Genomic DNA, 17,358 nt, shown 5'->3' with positions numbered 1-17,358 from the left:
GGCCAGCAGGGCAGGCGCGCGGACAGGCATTCGCGCACGGCCGTCAGGTAGTCGCGGTCGTCGTCATGCACCACGGCCGCATCGGCAAACGCCGAGCGCAGGGCGCACAGCAGGTGCTCCTCGTCCGGTGCGACGATGGGCCGGGCCACCCCCACGCGCACCCCGCGCTGCGGCATCCAGGCCGCCATCCAGACCACCGGCAGCGGCTGGCCTTGCGCGTCCAGCAGCGTGTTGCGAAAGCCCGTGCGCAGCTGCCCGCACAGCACCTGCTGGGCCTCCTGCTGCGTGCGTTCCCGGTCCGCCGGCGCCACCAGGTCGAGCATGCGGCGCTGCGCCAGCGACCCTTCCGGATAGCCGAGCAGGCAGCGCACGGCCGCATTGGCGTGCAGGATGAGACCATCCTCGCCAACCACGAAGCCCGGATCGGGCAGCTCGTCCAGCTTGGCCGTCAGCGACGGCCAGGCCGGCCGCGCCACGCGGTCACCGTAGTTGAACGGGTATTCCATCAGTCTCCTCTCAGAGCCGGGCCGGGCGCGCCTGCGCCACCGCCTGCGGCTGGTCGAATTCGGCGGGCGGTGCGGGCCGCCCGATCAGGTAGCCCTGGTAGCGCGCGCAGCCCATCTCTTCCAGGTAGCGGCGCTGGGCTTCGGTCTCCACGCCTTCCGCGATCACCTCCAGCTGCAGCGCGGCCGCCACCCCCACGATCCCGCGCACCAGCGCCGCATCGTTGACGTCGTCCAGCAGGTCGCGCACGAAGCTGCGGTCGATCTTCAGCTCGTCGAACGGCAGTTTCTTGAGGTAGGAGAGGGTGGCGTAGCCAGTGCCGAAATCGTCCAGCGAAAAGCGCACGCCCAGCGCGCGCAGGCTGTGCATCTTGGCGGCGATCAGGGCGGTGCCGATGCCCTGGTTCAGATGCTGGCCGGAGGGAGTGAGGCAGCCCGCGGGGCCGCAACTGGCGGGCATAGGCGCTGACGGGATGGGCGCGTGCGGGGTGGGCGGCAGGGGCGCAATCGGAGCGGCCGGATGCAGCGGGGGCGGGGGCGGCATGGTGGCGATGTCCTGCGTCGTCGAGCGCCGCCGCGCGACCGGCTTTTTCTGGTCCGGCTTCTTCTGGTCCTGTTTCTTGACGCCCTGCGTTTGCTCGTCCTGCTTCACGCCAGGCTTGCCGGCGTCCGGCCCCTGCGCGGCGCCCTGCTTGTTCCCGGCGTCCTCGGTGCGCGGCGTCTGGTCGGTCTCGTCCGCACGCGCCGCATCGCGCTGCGTGCGCGGGGCGGAATCGTAGAGGCTCGGGCCATAGCGCAACTCGGCGTCCTTGGCGGCCGGGCGCTGTGCCTGCGGCCCCTGCTGCGGCGCGCGTGGCTGCACGCTCGGCGTCCCGGGCGGCTGCGCCAGCTCCGCCTGCTCCTTGTGCGACGCGACCTTGCCCTCCTGCTGGGCCATCGCAGACCCGGCGGCAACAAGGCACAACACGGCAATGGCAATCCGGTCTCTCATGCGGGCCATTTAAGCACTTCCTGCAAAACGGTGGCGCGCAGCGTAAGCGTCTGGTCAGCTTGACAGCCTAGCATCGCAGGCAAAAGCTTCCGCTACCGGCAGCCCGTGCCCGCGCACGCTCAAAAGAACACATCACACACACAGGAGACGCCCATGCACCGCGCGCACGAGCTCTACACGTCCAAACGCTGCAGCCCGGCCGACGCCCTCGCCCACCTGCAGGACGGCGACATGATCATCGTCCCCACCGGCGTCGGCGAACCACCGTCGCTGCTGGCGGCGCTGTCCGAACACCGCCGCCACTTCCACGACGTCAAGGTCGCGCAGATCCTCGCCATGCGCAAGTACGGCTATTTCGAGCAGGACACCGCCCGGCACGTGCGCCACGCGGCGCTGTTCTTCGGCGGCGCCTCGCGCAGCGGCGGCCAGGGTGGCTGGTGCGACTTCATCCCCAACTATTTTTCCGAGATTCCCACGCTGATCGAACGCGGCCTGATGCCCGCCGACGTGGTCTTCGCCATGGCCTCGCCGATGACGGAGAGCGGCCATTTCGCCCTCAGCCTCGGCACCGACTACACCATGGCCGCCGTGGCCAAGGCACGCGCGGTGATCCTGGAGGTGAACCCCAACGTGCCGTTCACCATGGGCCAGTGCCACGTGCATATCTCGCAGGTCACCGCGCTGGTGGAAAGCAGCGACCCGATCCTGGAAGTCGGCCTGCCCAAGATCGGGCCCGTGCAGGAAGCCATCGGCAAGTACGTGGCCGACATGATCGAGGACGGCTCGACCCTGCAGATCGGCTACGGCGGCATCCCCGATGCGGTGGTGATGCAGCTGACGGACAAGCGGGACCTCGGAGTGCACACCGAGATGATCGGCGACGGCATCCTGTCGCTGGTGGAAGCGGGCGTGGTGACCAACCGGCGCAAGAGCTTCCTGCCCGGCCGCATGATCGCCACCTTCGCGCTCGGATCGCAAAAGCTGTACCGCTTCATGCACCAGAACCCGATGCTGGAGATGCACCCGTCGAACTTCACCAACGACCCGTACATCGCGGGCCAGAACGACAAGCTGGTGTCGATCAACGCGACCCTGCAGATCGACCTGCTGGGCCAGTGCGGCTCGGAGAGCATCGGCCACCTGCCCTACTCCGGCACCGGCGGCCAGGTCGACTTCGTGCGCGCGGCCAACCGCTCGCGCGGCGGCCAGTCCTTCATCGTGCTGCCGTCCACCGCCAAGGACGGGACCATCTCGCGCATCGTGCCCACGCTGGCGGCCGGCACGCACGCGACCACGTCCAAGAACGATGTGAACTACGTGGTGACGGAATACGGCGTGGCCCAGCTGCGCGGCAAATCCGCGCGCCAGCGGGCGCAGGAACTGATCGCCATCGCCCACCCGGACTTCCGTCCATGGCTGCGCGAGGAAGCGGACCGGATGTGCGTGTTCTGACCGGCCCGGCGGGCAGAGGATCAGAGCCGGTCCAGGCGTCCGCCGTCGACCCGGATCCCGGCACCGGCGATGAAGCGCGAATCGTCGCTGGCCAGGAAGGCGATGGCGGCGGCGATGTCCTCGGGCGTGCCCACTTCGTCCTTGTTGATGGTCTCGGCGCCGGACTTCACGTTCGGGTTATCCCATAACATCGGCGTGTCCACGGCGCCCGGCAGCACCGCGTTGACGCGGATGTTCTTCGGCTTGCCCTCCAGCGCCGCCGAACGGGTGAGCGAGAGCAGCGCGGTCTTGGCCGCCGCGTAGGGCGCCACCAGCGGCTCGGTCTTCACCGCGTGCACGCTGGAGACGTTGATCACCGCCCCGCCCTGCGTCATCTTGAGGAAGGACTGCTTGATGAAGTAGAAGGCCCCCAGCAGGTCCACATTCAGGATGCGCTGCCAGTCCGCGCCGGTCTGCTCTTCCAGCGGCTTGAAGATCATCAGCCCGGCGTTGTTGACGACGATGTGGAGCGCGCCGAAGCGCTTGATGGCCGCGTCCACCGCCGCTGTCACCTGGTCCTCATGGGAGACATCGCATACCGCGGTGGCGATGCAGTCCGCGTCCGCGCCCTGCCCCAGCGTGGCGGCGGCGGCATCCAGCTTGTCCTGCTTGAGATCCGCCAGCAGCACGTTGGCGCCCTCCTCCAGCAGCCGGCGCGCGGTCGCCAGCCCGATGCCGCCGGCCGCGCCAGTGACAATGGCGGTGCGTCCCTTCAGCTTCATGGTCTACTCCGTGTTCTTGGGCGCCGCGGTGGCGACGTCGCTGTTCTCGCGCCGCGGGACCGGCGGCGCCGGCGGGTTCCCGTCCACGCCTTCGTTGCAGTTGGGGTCCTCGTAATCGAGCGGCAGCGCGATCGGCACCTGCAGGCACACGCTCTGCGTCGGCAGCACCTCGCACCAGTCGCGGATCAGGTCCCGGTAGGCCTCGCCCACCGGCCGGATATTGCGGTCCAGGTCAAACAAGCCAAGCGGATTGACGGTGCCGCGATCCTCGCGCAGGGCCACGTCCCAGTCCACCTGGTCGGTCAGCGAGTACCAGGTGAAGCCGACGATCGGCACCCCGTTGTTGCGCACCCGGAGCACGTTGGCCCACTCCTTGCGCAGCCAGCGCACCGCCTCGTCGCCATTTGGCCCCTGCGTCAGGTTGGTCTCGGTGTGCATCACCGGCAGGCGGTAGCGGTTGTAGTACTGGTGGGTGATGACCGCATAGCCAAAGATCTCGCCTGCGGAGCGGGTGGCGCCGTCCGCGCTCACGTGGTGCTCGTTGGTCTGGTAGTAGTCGTTCCCCATGATGCAGTGGTGCTTGAAATTGTTATTCAAGAAGAAGTGGTACTCGTCGCGCGTCATGCCGTTGTCCATGATGTACTCGTACATCTCGGAGTCCACGCGGCGCCCGTAGTTGAAGTCCAGCGACAGGAAGCGGCGCGAATTGCGGATCTCGGCCGGGCCGATGGCCTTGGGGTTCTCGGCGTGGTAGTACTCGCTGGATTCGCTCTGCACGAACAGCGCGTCCGGCCGCACGCGCAGGATCTCCTGCATGGCCAGGATGTTGGCCTTGACGATGTACTTGAGCGCGGTGACGAAGGCGCGGTCGGTGGTCAGCTGCTCGTTCCACCAGCCGTACAGCGCCGAGAACAGCGCGCAGATCGACATTTCGTTGACCGGCGTGTACAGCTGTACCCACGGATAGCGCTGGGCGAAGGCGCGGGCATAGCGGGCAAACTGCGCGGGAAAGTCGGGGTTCTGGAAGTTCTCGATCCAGTCCGGCACGCCGAAGTGGCACAGGTCGACGATGGCCACGATGTTCCGCGCCCGCAGGTCGCGCATGGCGTCGTCGGCAAACGACCAGTCGTAGCGGTCCGGCCCCAGCCAGGTCAGATGCAAGGGCGGGCCGTAGCGCAGCACCTTGATGCCCAGCTGCTGCACCAGCTCGAAGTCCTTGCGCCAGTACTTGTAATGGCCGCACTTCTCCATCTCGTCCATGCGCGTGCGGCCATTGTTGATGGTCGGGATGCTGTTTTCGATCCCGGTGGCGAAGATGAATCCTGTGAACAACGCTAGCTCCTGGAGGGCGCGAGATGGTCAGGATAGCGGGTCGCGGCAAAGCGCAACGCGCAGTTGACGCCGGCTGTCAATACGGCGCGTCACGTTTGCCGCGCCTGTGCCATGCTGCACCGGTAGCCCAACGCGCGCGCCGGGGTTGGCCGCGTGCCTATAACAGCTCAAGGACCGTCATGTCCCATGGCAGGGCTCAGGAGGAGAGGGAGAGCTCGCCGCACGGATTGTTCGGCGTGGGGGAGCGTGCGCGCTTCGCGGCCAGCCACCTGCGGCTGCTGCTGTTCTGGCCCCTGGTGACACTGCTGGTGGTCCTGCTGGGCTGGCGCGTGCTGTTTCTCAAGCTGAACGAGGACCGCGCCGACGCCGAACGCTATGCGCTGGCGGAAGCGGCCACGGTGGCGCGCGCCTTTGCGGACGACGTGACGCGCTCGGTCAACGCAATCGACCAGAAGCTGCTGCTGGTACGGCTGCAGTGGATGACCACGGGCGGCCGTTTCCGGCTGGAGAACGCGCATCAGATCGGGTTGTTCCCGCTGGGCGAACCCTTTGATGCCAGCGTGGTGGACCGCACCGGCCGCGCCGTGACCAGCACCTCTGCGCCCGGCAGCGGCCTCCAGGATTTCAGCGACCGCCCAGCCTTCCTGCGGCAGCAGGACAGCGCGGCCGACACGGTGTACGTGAGCACGCCCATGCCCGGGCGCAGCCCTGGCCAGCTCATCCTGCGCTTCTCGCGCCCCCTGCGCGCACAGGATGGCAGCTTCGACGGCATCGTGGTGCTGGGAGTGCAGCAATCCTACCTGACCGCGAGCTACGACCCCGCCATATTGGGCCGCAGGGGTCTGCTGGCCCTGGTCGGGGCGGATGGCGAAGGGCGCGTGATTCGCATCGGAAACGCGCTGCTGGCGCCGGACGCGCGCATGTTTCCGGCCGGTGCATCTCCGCCGTCCGGAACGGGCACGGCGCGCCCAGCCCCGCGGCCCATGCTGCCGGACGGTGTGCCGCGCTATCTCGGATGGAAGCCGGTGGCGGGCTATCCGCTGGTGGCCATGGCCGGGATCAGCCGCGCCGAGGTGCTGGCGCCGATTGACCAGCGGCGCCGCGTGTCGCTGCGGGTGGCCTACGGCGTGACCTCGGCGCTGGTGCTGTTTGCGCTGCTGGCCACCACCCAGACCGTGCGCCTGGGCTGGCGCAAGTACCAGATGGACCAGATGCAGGCGACCTACCGCATGGCCACCGAGGCTGGGAACGAAGGCTTCTACATTGCGCGGCCGGTGCAGGGGCCGGACGGCACGGTCACCGACTTCCGTATCAGCGATTGCAACCAGCGCGGGGCGGAGCTGTTCCAGCGCCGGCGCGAGGAGATGATCGGCAAGACCGTGTCCTCGCTGTACACCGCGTTCGTGCCCGAGCGCGCGCTGGCCCTGCTGCGCACGGCGCTGGAACTGGGCAGCGCCTCGGAGGAGTTCGATATCCGCGACGACAGTCCGCTGGAAGCGCGCTGGGTCCTGGTCAAGGCCGTGCGCTCCGACGGCGCCCTGGCCGTCACCCTGCGCGACGTCAGCGATGCGAAGGCCCATATGGCGGAGCTGGAGCGGCGCGGCAACGAGGACGCGCTCACCGGCCTGCCCAACCGGCTGGCGGTCCAGACCATGCTGCCCGAGGCGATCCAGGCCGCCGCCGCAGGCCAGCAACAACTGGCGGTGCTGTTCATCGACCTGGATGGCTTCAAGGCGGTCAACGACGCGCTGGGCCACGCCGCAGGCGACGAGGTGCTGCAGGTCGCGGCACGGCGCCTGCGCGAGGCGGTGCGGCCGCACGACACGGTGGCGCGCTTCGGCGGCGACGAGTTCGTGGTGCTGCTGGAGGACCTGGCGCAGCCCGCGGATGCGGCCCACGTCGCCGAGCGCATCCTGCGCGCGTTCGAGGATGAATTCCACTTCGACCAGGGCGCGAGGCCCATCGGCACCTCGATCGGCATCAGCATCTTCCCCACCGACGGCAGCGACGCGAGTACCCTGCTGGAACATGCCGACATCGCGATGTACGCGGTGAAGACGGCGGGCAAGCGCAACTACCGCTTTTACGACCGCGGCTTCGAAGAAGCGCTGCGGGCCCGCATTCAGCGCGAGGCCGAGCTGCACCGGGCCATCGCGCGCGACGAATTCGAGATGGTGTATCAGCTACGCCGCGACCTGGGCAGCGGTCAGCTGTGCAGCATGGAGGCGCTGGTGCGCTGGCGGCATCCGGAGCGCGGGCAGCTGGAGCCGGCCGAATTCATCGACCTGGCCGAGGACAACGGGATGATCCTGGACCTGGGCGCCCTGGTGCTGGACAAGGTGTGCGGGCAGATGGCAGCGTGGCGCGCTGCGGGCGTGGAGCTGGTGCCGGTGTCCATCAACGTCTCGCCGCGCCAGTTCAACGAAAGCGCGGTGGCGGACCAGATCGCGCGCGCGATGGAGCGGCATGGCGTGCCGGCGTCGCTGGTGGAGATCGAGCTGACCGAATCCACCATGATGGGTGACACGCGCGAGATCGCGGGATCGCTGACGGCCATCCGGCGCATGGGCGTGCGGCTGCTGGTGGATGACTTCGGGACCGGGTATTCCTCGCTGGCGCAGCTGCAGCGGCTGGACTTCGACGTGCTGAAGATCGACCGCGCCTTCACGCGCGAGGTGGACCGCAACGAGCCGGGACGGATCTTCTTCCGCGCGATCGTGACGATGGCGCATGCGCTGGAGATGCTGGTGGTAGCGGAAGGCGTGGAAACCGACAGCCAGCTCGCCGTGCTGCGCGAGCTGGGCTGCGACCAGGCCCAAGGCTATGCGATTGCGCGGCCGGTGGCGGCGGACCAGGTCCAGTCCGTGCTGGCGCAGCAGGCCACAGGCGCCGCAGCCGGACCAAGGGCTTAAGGCCAGCTTGTGGTGACCGTGCTAGTATCGCCGCACTTTTGACTTTCACTCAGCGGAGCGCGGCATGGGACGGTGGCAGGCACGGTGGTTGGTCTGGTTCGGATTGAGTGTGCTGGCGCCGCTGGCGGCCGCACAGGAGCGGCCCTTTGCGGCGGTGCTGGCCGCGCCCGCGCCGGCCCTGCTGACCGACCGGGCGCCCGCCGAGAGGCTCGACGACCGGGTCACCGTACGGCACCTGGCCTTCCGCTCGCTCGACGTCCCCGGCCCGAATGGGCCCGTGGCGAACGAGGTGTACGCGCTGCTCGCATTGCCCACCGGGCCAGGGCCGTACCCGGCGCTGGTGGTGCTCCATCCCGGCCGCGAAGCGGCACAGCGTGCGATCGCCATCGCCTGGGCGCGGCGCGGGTATGTCGCCATCTCACCGGACCTGCCGGGCATTGCCGACCCAGCGCGCGCCCGGCATTCGCGCGGACTGTGGACGGGAAAGCCGTATGGGAGCGACCGCTGGCTGCTGCGTCCCGCCGCCGCCAGCAGCACCCTGTTCCAGGCCGCTGCGGCGGGCATCGGCGCGGTGCGCGTGCTGCAGCAGCGGGCGGACGTGGACCGGGGCCGCATCGGCATCGTGGGCGCTTCGTTTGGCGCCTATGAAACGCTGCTGCTGGCCGGGCTGCTCGGCGACGACATCCGCGCGGCCTACGTGGTGTGGGGGTCGGGCTATTTCGACGAGACCTCCTTCAGCAAGGATATGGCGGACCTGAGCCCGGCCGACCGGGCGCGCTGGCACGCCGTGCTGGGCGCCGAGAACTACCTGCAAGGCATAAAGGCGGACCTGTTCCTGGCCGCGACATCGAACGACCGCGCGTTCTGGCTGCCGGCCGTGGCGCGCACGTTCGAAGGCATAACAGCGCGGAAGAATCTCGTGATCGGCCCGAACGCGGACCACGCCTCGACGGGCTACCCGGGGGCGGCCCCGCGCGATCCGGACGGCAGCTGGACCGAGCAGGAGATCCACTACTTCGCACACGCGCTGCAGGGCAGCGGGCCCGCCCTGCCGGTCGCGCGGCTGGAGCGCGTGGCCGGCGATACGGCAGTGGTGCAGGTGCTCGGGACGGACATCCGCAGTGTGACCGTCTATTCGTCCGCCACGGATGCGCCCTACCCGAAGCGGACCTGGGTGGCCCTGCCGGACAGCCGCGTCAGCGCGGGGGCGGACGGCCGCTATCGGATCGACTTGCGGGCGCTGGGCCTGGGCGAGCGCGACTGGTTTGTACAGGCCTCGGATGCGCGCGGCACGTCGTCGAGCACGCTGCCGCAGCGCTGGGGCGGCGCGGCCCGCTGATCACGCCGGGCACCTTTCGATCGTCGGGGGCAGCGGCGCAGCGCCTGCACAAAAAGGGCGGCCATGGCCGCCCCTGGTTTCGGACGCGCCGCCACGGGCGCTTCGGCTGAGACCTACTGCGGCTTGGCCTCAGGAGCCGCAGCCTGGACCGGCGGAGGAGCATCCATGGCCGCGGGCGCGGCCATCGGTGCGGCCGCCATGGTGCCCGGCGCGGCTGCGGCCGGGGCGTGCTTGGCCATCACCGGTGCGCTCACCGACACCCACCCGGCAGCGGGCAGCAGCGGCACCAGCAGCAGCGCCACGATGTTGATGATCTTGATGAGCGGGTTCACGGCCGGGCCGGCGGTGTCCTTGTACGGGTCGCCCACGGTGTCGCCGGTGACGGCCGCCTTGTGCGCCTCCGAGCCTTTGCCGCCATGGTTGCCGTCCTCGATGTATTTTTTGGCGTTGTCCCAGGCGCCGCCGCCGGTGGTCATGGAAATTGCCACGAACAGGCCAGTGATGATGGTCCCCATCAGCAGGCCACCCAGCGCGGCGGGACCCAGCAGCAAGCCCACCAGGACCGGCACCACCACCGGGAGCAGCGACGGCAGGATCATTTCCTTGATCGCGGAGGCGGTCAGCATGTCCACCGCCTTGTCGTATTCCGGCTTGCCGCTGCCGTCCATGATGCCCTTGATGGTCTGGAACTGGCGGCGCACTTCCACCACCACGGCACCGGCCGCACGGCCCACTGCTTCCATCGCCATGGCGCCGAACAGATAGGGAATCAGGCCGCCAATGAACAGGCCGACGATCACCATCGGCTCGGACAAGTCGAAGGTGATGGTGTGGCCGCGCGAGGCCAGCGCGTGCGTGTAGTCGGCGAACAGCACCAGCGCGGCCAGGCCTGCGGAACCGATCGCATAGCCCTTGGTGACGGCCTTGGTGGTGTTGCCCACGGCGTCCAGCGGGTCGGTGATGGCGCGCACCGAATCCGGCAGGCCGGACATCTCGGCGATGCCGCCCGCGTTGTCGGTGATGGGGCCATAGGCGTCCAGCGCCACGATGATGCCGGCCATGGACAGCATGGAGGTGGCGGCGATGGCGATGCCATACAGGCCGCCCAGCTGGTACGCCACCAGGATGGCGATGCACACCACCAGCACCGGATAGGCGGTCGCTTTCATCGACACGCCCAGGCCCGCGATGATGTTGGTGCCATGGCCCGTGGTGGAGGCTTCGGCGATGTGGCGCACCGGCTTGAATTCGGTGCCGGTGTAGTACTCGGTGATGTAGACCATCAGGCCGGTGAGCACGATGCCGACGATGGCGCAGCCCATCATGGTCATGCGCATCTCGGGCCCCCAGATCATCCAGGTGACGACACCGAAGCCGATCAGCGACAGGATCGCCGCCCACCACAGGCCGGTGTACAGCGCCGACATGATCTTCTTGCCCGGCTTGGCCTTGACCATCGAGCAGCCCACGATCGACCCGATAATGGATACGCCGCCCAGCAGCAGCGGGTACAGGATGGCAGTGTTGCCAATGTCCGCGAACTGCAGGGCGCCGAGCAGCATGGTGGCGATCAGCGTGACCACGTAGGTCTCGAACAGGTCGGCCGCCATGCCCGCGCAGTCGCCCACGTTGTCGCCCACGTTGTCCGCGATGACGGCCGGGTTGCGCGGGTCGTCCTCGGGGATGCCCGCCTCCACCTTGCCCACCAGGTCCGCGCCGACGTCCGCGCCCTTGGTGAAAATGCCGCCGCCGAGACGCGCGAAGATCGAGATCAGCGAGGCGCCGAAGGCCAGGCCGATCAGCGGCTTGATGACGTCATGCGAGTTGGCCGCCACGCCGCGCGCGGCGAGGTACCAGTAGAACACCGTCACGCCGAGCAGCCCGAGGCCGACCACCAGCAGGCCGGTGATGGCGCCGCCCTTGAAGGCGACGTTGAGCGCTTCGTTCATGCCGCGCGTGGCCGCCTGCGCGGTGCGCACGTTGGCGCGCACGGAGACGTTCATGCCGATGAAGCCACAGGCGCCGGAGAGGACCGCGCCGATCAGGAAGCCGATCGCGGTGTTGATGTCCAGCAGCGCGCCGATCGCGATCAGGAGAACGACACCGACAATGCCGATGGTTCGGTACTGGCGCGCGAGGTAGGCGGCTGCGCCTTCCTGGATCGCCTGGGCAATCTGCTGCATCCGCGGATTCCCGGGGTCCTGCTTGAGAATCCAGCTCCGCGACCAGAGCCCATAAATGACGGCCAGGATGCCGCACGCAACCACGAATTCCAGAAAGCCTGCTGCCATATCGTCCCCTTCATTCTCATATCAAGTCACGACCACACTTAAACAGACCGCTTGTGGCGGCCAACTCAAACGCGAACTGCAAACTCAATCTCAATACAAAAGGTTTCGATGGCGGCGGAGGATCCCGGCCGCGGTCGAAAAAAAAGCGGACTCGAAGCCCGCTTTGTATGTTCTTAGCTTTCCAGCGCCGCGAAGGCCGCGTCGCGTACCTGCTCGACCGGGCCGACACCGGTGATCTTGCGGTACTTGGGCGCGCCCGGCTGGCCGGACTGGGCCCACTTGTTGTAGTAGTCGAGCAGGACCTCGGTCTGGTTGTGGTAGACCTGCAGGCGCTTTTGCACCGTCTCGGGCATATCGTCCTCGCGCTGCACCAGCGGCTCGCCAGTGAGGTCGTCCTTGCCTTCGGTTTTCGGCGGGTTGAATTTGATGTGGTACACGCGGCCCGAGGCCGGGTGCGAGCGGCGGCCGCTCATGCGCTCGACGATCGATTCGTCGGGCACGTCGATTTCCAGCACGTAGTCGATGGCCACGCCGGCGTCCTTCATCGCGTCCGCCTGCGCGATGGTGCGCGGGAAGCCGTCGAACAGGTAGCCGCGCTGGCAGTCATTCTGCTTCAGGCGCTCTTTCACCAGGCCGATGATGATGTCATCGGACACCAGGAGGCCCTGGTCCATCACCTTTTTCGCCGCCAGACCCAGCTCGCTGCCTTCCTTGATGGCTGCGCGCAGCATGTCGCCGGTGGAAATCTGGGGGATGTTGTACTTCTCCTTGATGAAGTTCGCTTGGGTGCCTTTGCCGGCGCCAGGTGCTCCTAGCAGAATGAGACGCATGAAAAAATCCTAGAACAGAGTATTTATAGTTTTTGCAATCGGCTGCATCAGACTTTCGTTTGATGCATATCTGACTACCTTAATGACGAAAGTTACCACAAAAGATCACGTCGGCGTCAAGTTTGATAGTGCGTTCTGACGCGGCGCAAATCTTCTTCAGTATCCACACCGGCGACTGGCGCGGTGCTTGTGATATGGACGGCGATCGGGTAGCCGTGCCAGAGGACGCGCAGCTGCTCCAGCGCTTCGATGGTTTCGAGCGGGGCCGCTTCCAGGGTCGGGTAGGTTTGCAGGAAGGCGTGGCTGTAGGCGTACAGGCCGATATGGCGCAGCGGGCGGTAACCCGCGGGCAGTTGATCTTTCGACTGGGCGAAGGCGTCGCGCGCCCAGGGGATGGTGGCGCGCGAGAAGTACAGCGCCCGGCCATGCTTGTCCAGCACCACCTTGACCACGTTGGGGTTGAAGACGTCGTCCACGCTCGCGAGCGGGTGGGCCACGGTGGCCATCGGGACGCCGTCGGCGATCAGGGCGGCGGTGGCGGACAGCAGCTGGGGGTCGATCAGGGGTTCGTCGCCCTGCAGGTTGACGATGACCTCATCGTCCGCCAGCGCCAGGGTGCGCGCGACTTCGGCGATGCGGTCGGTGCCCGAGGGGTGGTCGGCGCGGGTCATGCACACTTCGATGCCGTGGGCGCGGCAGGCCTGCTCGATGTCCGCGTGGTCGGTGGCGACCACGATGCGCGCGGCGCCCGAGGCCTGGGCGCGTTCGGCGACCCGCACCACCATCGGCTTGCCGCCCAGGTCCGCGAGCGGCTTGTTGGGCAGGCGGGTGGACGCGAGGCGGGCCGGGATGATGACGGTGAAGGACATCAGAACGGCTCGACCTTGCGGGCCTCGTCCGCCCACATGATGGGGATGCCGTCGCGGATCGGGTAGGCCAGGCGGTCGCCCTTGCAGATCAGCTCCTGGGCTTTCTTGTCGTATTCCAGCGGGCCTTTGCACAGGGGGCAGACCAGGATGTCAAGCAGACGGGCGTCCACGGCGTTTCTCCGAAATGTGATGGTGGATGTGGGCGGCGAGCGCGCTGTCGATCTGCGCTGCGACCGGCACGACCCAGATGCGCGGGTCGCGGCTGATGTTTTCAAGTTGCGCACATTTTACTGCATCCTTCTCGGTGATCAGGATGGCATCGGCTTCGATGTGCGCGAACGGGTCGTCGAGGAAGTCGTGGTGATCGGGGAGCGGGAGCTCGGCAAACTGCAGGCCGGCGGCGCGCAGCATGGTGAAGAAGCGGGCCGGGTTGCCGATGCCGGCGGCGGCGGTCAGGCGCTGGCCCGCGAACGCCGTGAGCGGCCGCGCCTCGCTGCGGTCGGCCAGGCGCTCGGCTTGGGCGCCTGCGAGAACCATTTGATACGGCTCGCCTGCAACCGCCTTGCGCAGGGCGGGAGAGATAGCGGGGGCGTTCACCACGGTGAAATCGCGGTGGCGGGTACGGGATTCGCGCAGGGGGCCGGCGGGGAGGAGCCAGCCGTTGCCGGGGCCGCGGGCGTCGAACAGGATGATCTCGACGTCGCGCTGCATGGCGTAGTGCTGGAGCCCGTCGTCGGCGATGATGACGTCCACGTGCGGGTGTGCTTGCAGGAGCGCCCTGCCCGCCTGCACGCGGCGGCGGCCCACGAACACCGGGCAGCTGGCGCGCTGGGCGATCAGCAGAGGCTCGTCGCCAGCCTGCGCCGCGGTGGACGTGGGCGTGACTTCGGTGATGTTCTCGGCCGCGCCGCCGAAGCCGCGCGAGATCACGCCGGGCGTGTAGCCCAGGTCACGCAGCGCGTTGGCGAGCCAGATGGTCAGCGGCGTCTTGCCCGTGCCGCCGATGAAGATATTCCCGACCACGATGACCGGCACCGGGAGGCGCTCGGACTTGGCCCAGCCCAGCCGAAACGCCGCGCTGCGCAGCGCCGCCAGCGCGCCGAAGACCAGCGACACGGGCCACAGCGCCCACGCCAGCGGCCCGCGCCGCAGCCAGGCACGCGTGAGAGTCGGTTCGAGTTTGGCGCTGGCCACCGCCCGCGCCTCAGGTGAGGTGAAGCGCCAGAGCGCCGGATAGCCCCGCGCGCGCGGCGCTGCCGACCAAAGTCACTGCTTGGCGCCGGCGGTCTGCGCCGCGAACGTCAGCTTGTCGTAGCCGGCGATGCGGGCCGCTTCCAGCACGTTGATCACCATCTGGTGCATCGCGAACTGGTCCGCGTTGACGATAACGACCGGGGTCTGGTTCGCGGTCCCCGAGGCGCGCGTGGCCGCCTTCATGTCATCGGCCAGCCCGGCCACCGTGTGGAAGGCCACCGGCGTGCCATTGATGGTGTAGTTGCCCTTGGCATCCACCGTCACATTCAGCTCGAACGGCTTCTCGACCGCCTTTTCCGCATCCGCGGTCGGCAGCGTGATCTGCAGTTCGGTGAACTTGCTGTACGTGGTCGTGACCATCAGGAAGATGAGGATCACCAGCAGCACGTCGATGAACGGGATCAGGTTGATCTCCGGGTCCTCGCGGCGCCGCCCGCGGCGAAAGTCCATCATTTGCGGGCACCGTGCACGACGTCGACGAACTTCACCGCCTGCAACTCCATGTCCATGATGAAGCTGTCGACCAGCGCGCGGAAGTGGCGGTAGAACACCAGCGCCGGCATCGCGATCGCCAGGCCGAAGCCGGTGTTATACAGCGCCACCGAAATGCCGTGCGCCAGCTGCGCCGGATTGGTGCCGGATGCGTTCTGCGCGCCGAAGATCTCGATCATGCCGACCACGGTGCCGAACAGGCCCATGAGCGGCGCCAGCGAGGCGATGGTGCCCAGCGTGGTCAGGAAGCGCTCCAGCACGTGCGCCACGCCGCGGCCGGCCTCCTCGATCGACTCCTTCATCACGTCCCGGGGCGCGTTCACATTGCGCAGCGCGGCGGCCAGCACGGCGCCCAGCGGGGAATTCTGCTCCAGCGTGGAGACGATCTCCGGCGTCACCTTGCCGCTCTGGTAGACGCGCACCACCTCGTCCAGCAGCTGCTTCGGCAGGATCTTGCTGCGGCGCAGGTAGATCAGGCGTTCGATGATGAGGGCAAGGGCGACGATCGAGGCGATCAGCAGCAGCCAGATAGGCCAGCCGGCGGCTTGTAGGATGGCGAGCAACGCGGACTCCAGACGAGTTCAGGGAAAAACGCAATGTAACGTGTCGCCTGCCGGGCTGCAAGGGGGACAAGTTTCGCCCCTGCCGGGTTATCCCCGCGTTGCGAACACTTTTTGTGGAAAAGTTTGTTGGCAAGCTGGGGCGCACTCACCCAAGTACTTGATTTGACAAGACAATTTTCGGTCGATCAAAAAAGCAGCAGCGTGGATGAGTTCACAGGCTGCGACTTTTGCACACGAAGTGTGGACAAAATTGTGGGGATCCCTCGGGCTCGTCGGTAAACCCCTTGATCCATAAGGGAAATTTTCCATTGCGCAAAAATGCAGCACGGGGCCGATTCCGGCCGTTTTCTGTGCATTTTCGCGATCGGCGGCGGGTACTTCACCGTTGTGAACAGAAATTGTGGACAAGACTGTGATCAAGCGCTGCGCACGATTGCAAGTCGTTGATAACACAGCGGTTTTCCGTGATGCCGAAAAATGTGGCACAGTGGAGAGCTTGGGTTTTCCCAGCCTTTTCACACTTTGTGTGGACAAAATTGTGGGCAAGGGCCGGACGAGCCCAAAAAGTCCTTGATTCATAAGGAAAATTTTCCGCTGCGCAAAATTTAGGCATCTGCAAGCAACTTCAGTTACTCACGCAAAGTGTGGATAACTTTGTGAGGAAGTCTGAGGAGATGCGCCCAAGTGCTTGATCCGTAACCGTTTTCGTGTTTCTGCATGAAAATGCAGCAGCTATTTAAAGCCTTTGAAAACAAGCACTTACGCGACAAGCCTTGCGCGGGGCAGATTTTTATGACATAAGCTTGTCCGCCCTGTCCCAACTGTGGACAGCTTGCTCTCCCAAGACTGTCACATGCTCACCGATTCCGCCGATCCCGCCTACGCCGCCCCACCCGTCCTGACCGTCACCGCGCTCAACCAGCAGGTGGCACGGCTGCTGGAGCGCACCTTTCCGCTGGTGTGGATTGGTGGCGAGATCTCCAACTTCACGCGCGCCGCCTCCGGCCACTGGTATTTCACGCTGAAGGACGATGCGGCCCAGGTGCGCGCCGTCATGTTCCGCAGCCGCGCCCAGTTCGCGGGCTTCCAGCCGCGCGAGGGCGACAAGGTCGAGGTGCGCGCATTGGTCACGCTATACGGCGCGCGCGGCGATTACCAGATCAACGTGGAAGCGATCCGGCGCGCCGGCGTGGGCCAGCTGTTCGAGGCCTTCCTGCGGCTGAAGGAGCGGCTCGGCGCGATGGGCCTATTCGACCCGGAGCGCAAGCGCGCCCTGCCCCTGTTCGCGCGGGCCATCGGCATCGTCACCAGCCCGCAGGCCGCGGCGCTGCGCGACGTGCTCACCGCCCTGCGCCGCCGCGCGCCGCATGTGCGCGTGATCCTGTATCCGGCCCCGGTGCAGGGCCAGGGCGCGGCCGAGCGCATCGCCCAGGCCATCCGCACCGCGTCCGCGCGGGCCGAAGTGGACGTGCTGCTGGTGTGCCGCGGCGGCGGCTCCATCGAGGACCTGTGGAGCTTCAACGAAGAGGTGGTCGCGCATGCGATCGTCGGTGCCAGCATGCCCGTGATCTCGGGCGTGGGCCACGAGACCGACTTCACCATCGCCGACTTCTCGGCCGACCTGCGCGCCGCCACGCCGACCGCCGCCGCCGAACTGGCGGCCACCGCGCACGCGGACTGGTTCGCGTCCCTGCGCGGCGATGCGCTCGACCTGCACCGCGCCATGCAGCGCCAGCTGGCGGAGGCCAACCAGGGGCTCGACAATCTGG

At 67.3% G+C, this 17,358-nt stretch carries 15 protein-coding genes; 4 read left to right on the top strand and 11 right to left on the bottom strand.

The features are described 5' to 3' along the window. Nucleotides 1–506 (bottom strand): PAS domain-containing protein (locus tag E4L96_RS15765; RefSeq protein WP_135208170.1); only part of this gene is annotated, 506 nt, incomplete at its 3' end. A 10-nt stretch (nucleotides 507–516) separates the two neighbouring features. Then, the gene (locus E4L96_RS24685; protein ID WP_135208169.1) at nucleotides 517–1,503 is read right to left on the bottom strand and encodes an EAL domain-containing protein; all 987 of its coding nucleotides are present in this window, start codon (nucleotides 1,501–1,503) and stop codon (nucleotides 517–519) included. Between the two features lie 144 nt (nucleotides 1,504–1,647). Between E4L96_RS24685 and E4L96_RS15755 the strand changes: the two genes are divergently transcribed. Then, nucleotides 1,648–2,946, top strand: coding sequence for an acetyl-CoA hydrolase/transferase family protein (locus E4L96_RS15755; protein WP_135208168.1), 1,299 nt, complete (start codon nucleotides 1,648–1,650; stop codon nucleotides 2,944–2,946). A gap of 20 nt (nucleotides 2,947–2,966) precedes the next feature. On the opposite strand, the gene E4L96_RS15750 is transcribed toward E4L96_RS15755, so the two are convergent. Then, the gene (locus E4L96_RS15750) at nucleotides 2,967–3,707 is read right to left on the bottom strand and encodes an SDR family NAD(P)-dependent oxidoreductase (protein WP_135208167.1); all 741 of its coding nucleotides are present in this window, start codon (nucleotides 3,705–3,707) and stop codon (nucleotides 2,967–2,969) included. A 3-nt stretch (nucleotides 3,708–3,710) separates the two neighbouring features. Further along, nucleotides 3,711–5,039 (bottom strand): glycoside hydrolase family 1 protein, encoded by a 1,329-nt coding sequence (locus E4L96_RS15745; protein ID WP_135208166.1) that lies wholly within the window; start codon nucleotides 5,037–5,039, stop codon nucleotides 3,711–3,713. 179 nt (nucleotides 5,040–5,218) lie between these two features. On the opposite strand from E4L96_RS15745, the gene E4L96_RS15740 reads away from it, so the two are divergent. Both E4L96_RS15740 and E4L96_RS15735 read left to right on the top strand, forming a co-directional pair. Then, nucleotides 5,219–7,951, top strand: coding sequence for a bifunctional diguanylate cyclase/phosphodiesterase (locus tag E4L96_RS15740; protein ID WP_135208165.1), 2,733 nt, complete (start codon nucleotides 5,219–5,221; stop codon nucleotides 7,949–7,951). Nucleotides 7,952–8,015: 64 nt separating this feature from the next. Beyond that, complete coding sequence (locus E4L96_RS15735) at nucleotides 8,016–9,290, top strand: alpha/beta hydrolase family protein (protein ID WP_135208164.1); 1,275 nt, start codon at nucleotides 8,016–8,018, stop codon at nucleotides 9,288–9,290. Nucleotides 9,291–9,403: 113 nt separating this feature from the next. Here the strand turns inward: E4L96_RS15735 and E4L96_RS15730 are convergent, their stop codons facing one another. The 7 genes from E4L96_RS15730 to E4L96_RS15700 all read right to left on the bottom strand — a co-directional run bounded on the left by E4L96_RS15730 (nucleotide 9,404) and on the right by E4L96_RS15700 (nucleotide 15,589). Further along, nucleotides 9,404–11,581 carry a sodium-translocating pyrophosphatase gene (locus tag E4L96_RS15730; RefSeq protein ID WP_135208163.1) on the bottom strand — a complete coding sequence of 726 codons (2,178 nt, stop codon included), beginning with the start codon at nucleotides 11,579–11,581 and terminating at the stop codon, nucleotides 9,404–9,406. 173 nt (nucleotides 11,582–11,754) lie between these two features. Continuing rightward, a complete protein-coding gene (gene adk, locus E4L96_RS15725) occupies nucleotides 11,755–12,411 on the bottom strand; it encodes an adenylate kinase (RefSeq protein ID WP_135208162.1) in 657 nt (218 codons plus the stop codon). 116 nt (nucleotides 12,412–12,527) lie between these two features. After that, nucleotides 12,528–13,280, bottom strand: a complete 753-nt coding sequence (gene kdsB / locus E4L96_RS15720; protein ID WP_135208161.1) for a 3-deoxy-manno-octulosonate cytidylyltransferase — start codon at nucleotides 13,278–13,280, stop codon at nucleotides 12,528–12,530. Further along, entirely contained in the window at nucleotides 13,280–13,450 is a 171-nt protein-coding gene (locus E4L96_RS15715) for a Trm112 family protein (protein WP_135208160.1), read from the bottom strand. The genes kdsB and E4L96_RS15715 overlap by 1 nt, the downstream gene beginning before the upstream one ends. Continuing rightward, nucleotides 13,431–14,474, bottom strand: coding sequence for a tetraacyldisaccharide 4'-kinase (gene lpxK, locus E4L96_RS15710; RefSeq protein WP_135208159.1), 1,044 nt, complete (start codon nucleotides 14,472–14,474; stop codon nucleotides 13,431–13,433). The genes E4L96_RS15715 and lpxK overlap by 20 nt, the downstream gene beginning before the upstream one ends. A 72-nt stretch (nucleotides 14,475–14,546) precedes the next feature. Continuing rightward, nucleotides 14,547–14,984 carry an ExbD/TolR family protein gene (locus E4L96_RS15705; protein WP_135208171.1) on the bottom strand — a complete coding sequence of 146 codons (438 nt, stop codon included), beginning with the start codon at nucleotides 14,982–14,984 and terminating at the stop codon, nucleotides 14,547–14,549. After that, nucleotides 14,984–15,589, bottom strand: coding sequence for a MotA/TolQ/ExbB proton channel family protein (locus tag E4L96_RS15700; protein WP_135208158.1), 606 nt, complete (start codon nucleotides 15,587–15,589; stop codon nucleotides 14,984–14,986). Before E4L96_RS15700 ends, E4L96_RS15705 begins: the two co-directional genes overlap by 1 nt. An 853-nt stretch (nucleotides 15,590–16,442) precedes the next feature. Here E4L96_RS15700 and xseA point away from each other — a divergent pair. Then, nucleotides 16,443–17,358, top strand: a 916-nt coding sequence (gene xseA, locus E4L96_RS15695) for an exodeoxyribonuclease VII large subunit (RefSeq protein WP_135208157.1), incomplete at its 3' end; no start/stop codon positions are given.

The sequence above is a fragment of the Zemynaea arenosa genome (genome assembly GCF_004614185.1).
GTDB lineage: Bacteria > Pseudomonadota > Gammaproteobacteria > Burkholderiales > Burkholderiaceae_D > Telluria > Telluria arenosa.
The sequence above is the reverse complement of the archived record's forward strand: the minus strand, read 5'-3'. Positions and strand labels throughout refer to the sequence as shown.

Coding starts and splice junctions, on each gene's coding strand:
- E4L96_RS24685 (WP_135208169.1), bottom strand. CDS start 1,503: ATGGCCCGCATGAGAGACCGGATTGCCATTGCCGTGTTGTGCCTTGTT.
- E4L96_RS15755 (WP_135208168.1), top strand. CDS start 1,648: ATGCACCGCGCGCACGAGCTCTACACGTCCAAACGCTGCAGCCCGGCC.
- E4L96_RS15750 (WP_135208167.1), bottom strand. CDS start 3,707: ATGAAGCTGAAGGGACGCACCGCCATTGTCACTGGCGCGGCCGGCGGC.
- E4L96_RS15740 (WP_135208165.1), top strand. CDS start 5,219: ATGTCCCATGGCAGGGCTCAGGAGGAGAGGGAGAGCTCGCCGCACGGA.
- E4L96_RS15735 (WP_135208164.1), top strand. CDS start 8,016: ATGGGACGGTGGCAGGCACGGTGGTTGGTCTGGTTCGGATTGAGTGTG.
- E4L96_RS15730 (WP_135208163.1), bottom strand. CDS start 11,581: ATGGCAGCAGGCTTTCTGGAATTCGTGGTTGCGTGCGGCATCCTGGCC.
- adk (WP_135208162.1), bottom strand. CDS start 12,411: ATGCGTCTCATTCTGCTAGGAGCACCTGGCGCCGGCAAAGGCACCCAA.
- kdsB (WP_135208161.1), bottom strand. CDS start 13,280: ATGTCCTTCACCGTCATCATCCCGGCCCGCCTCGCGTCCACCCGCCTG.
- E4L96_RS15705 (WP_135208171.1), bottom strand. CDS start 14,984: ATGGACTTTCGCCGCGGGCGGCGCCGCGAGGACCCGGAGATCAACCTG.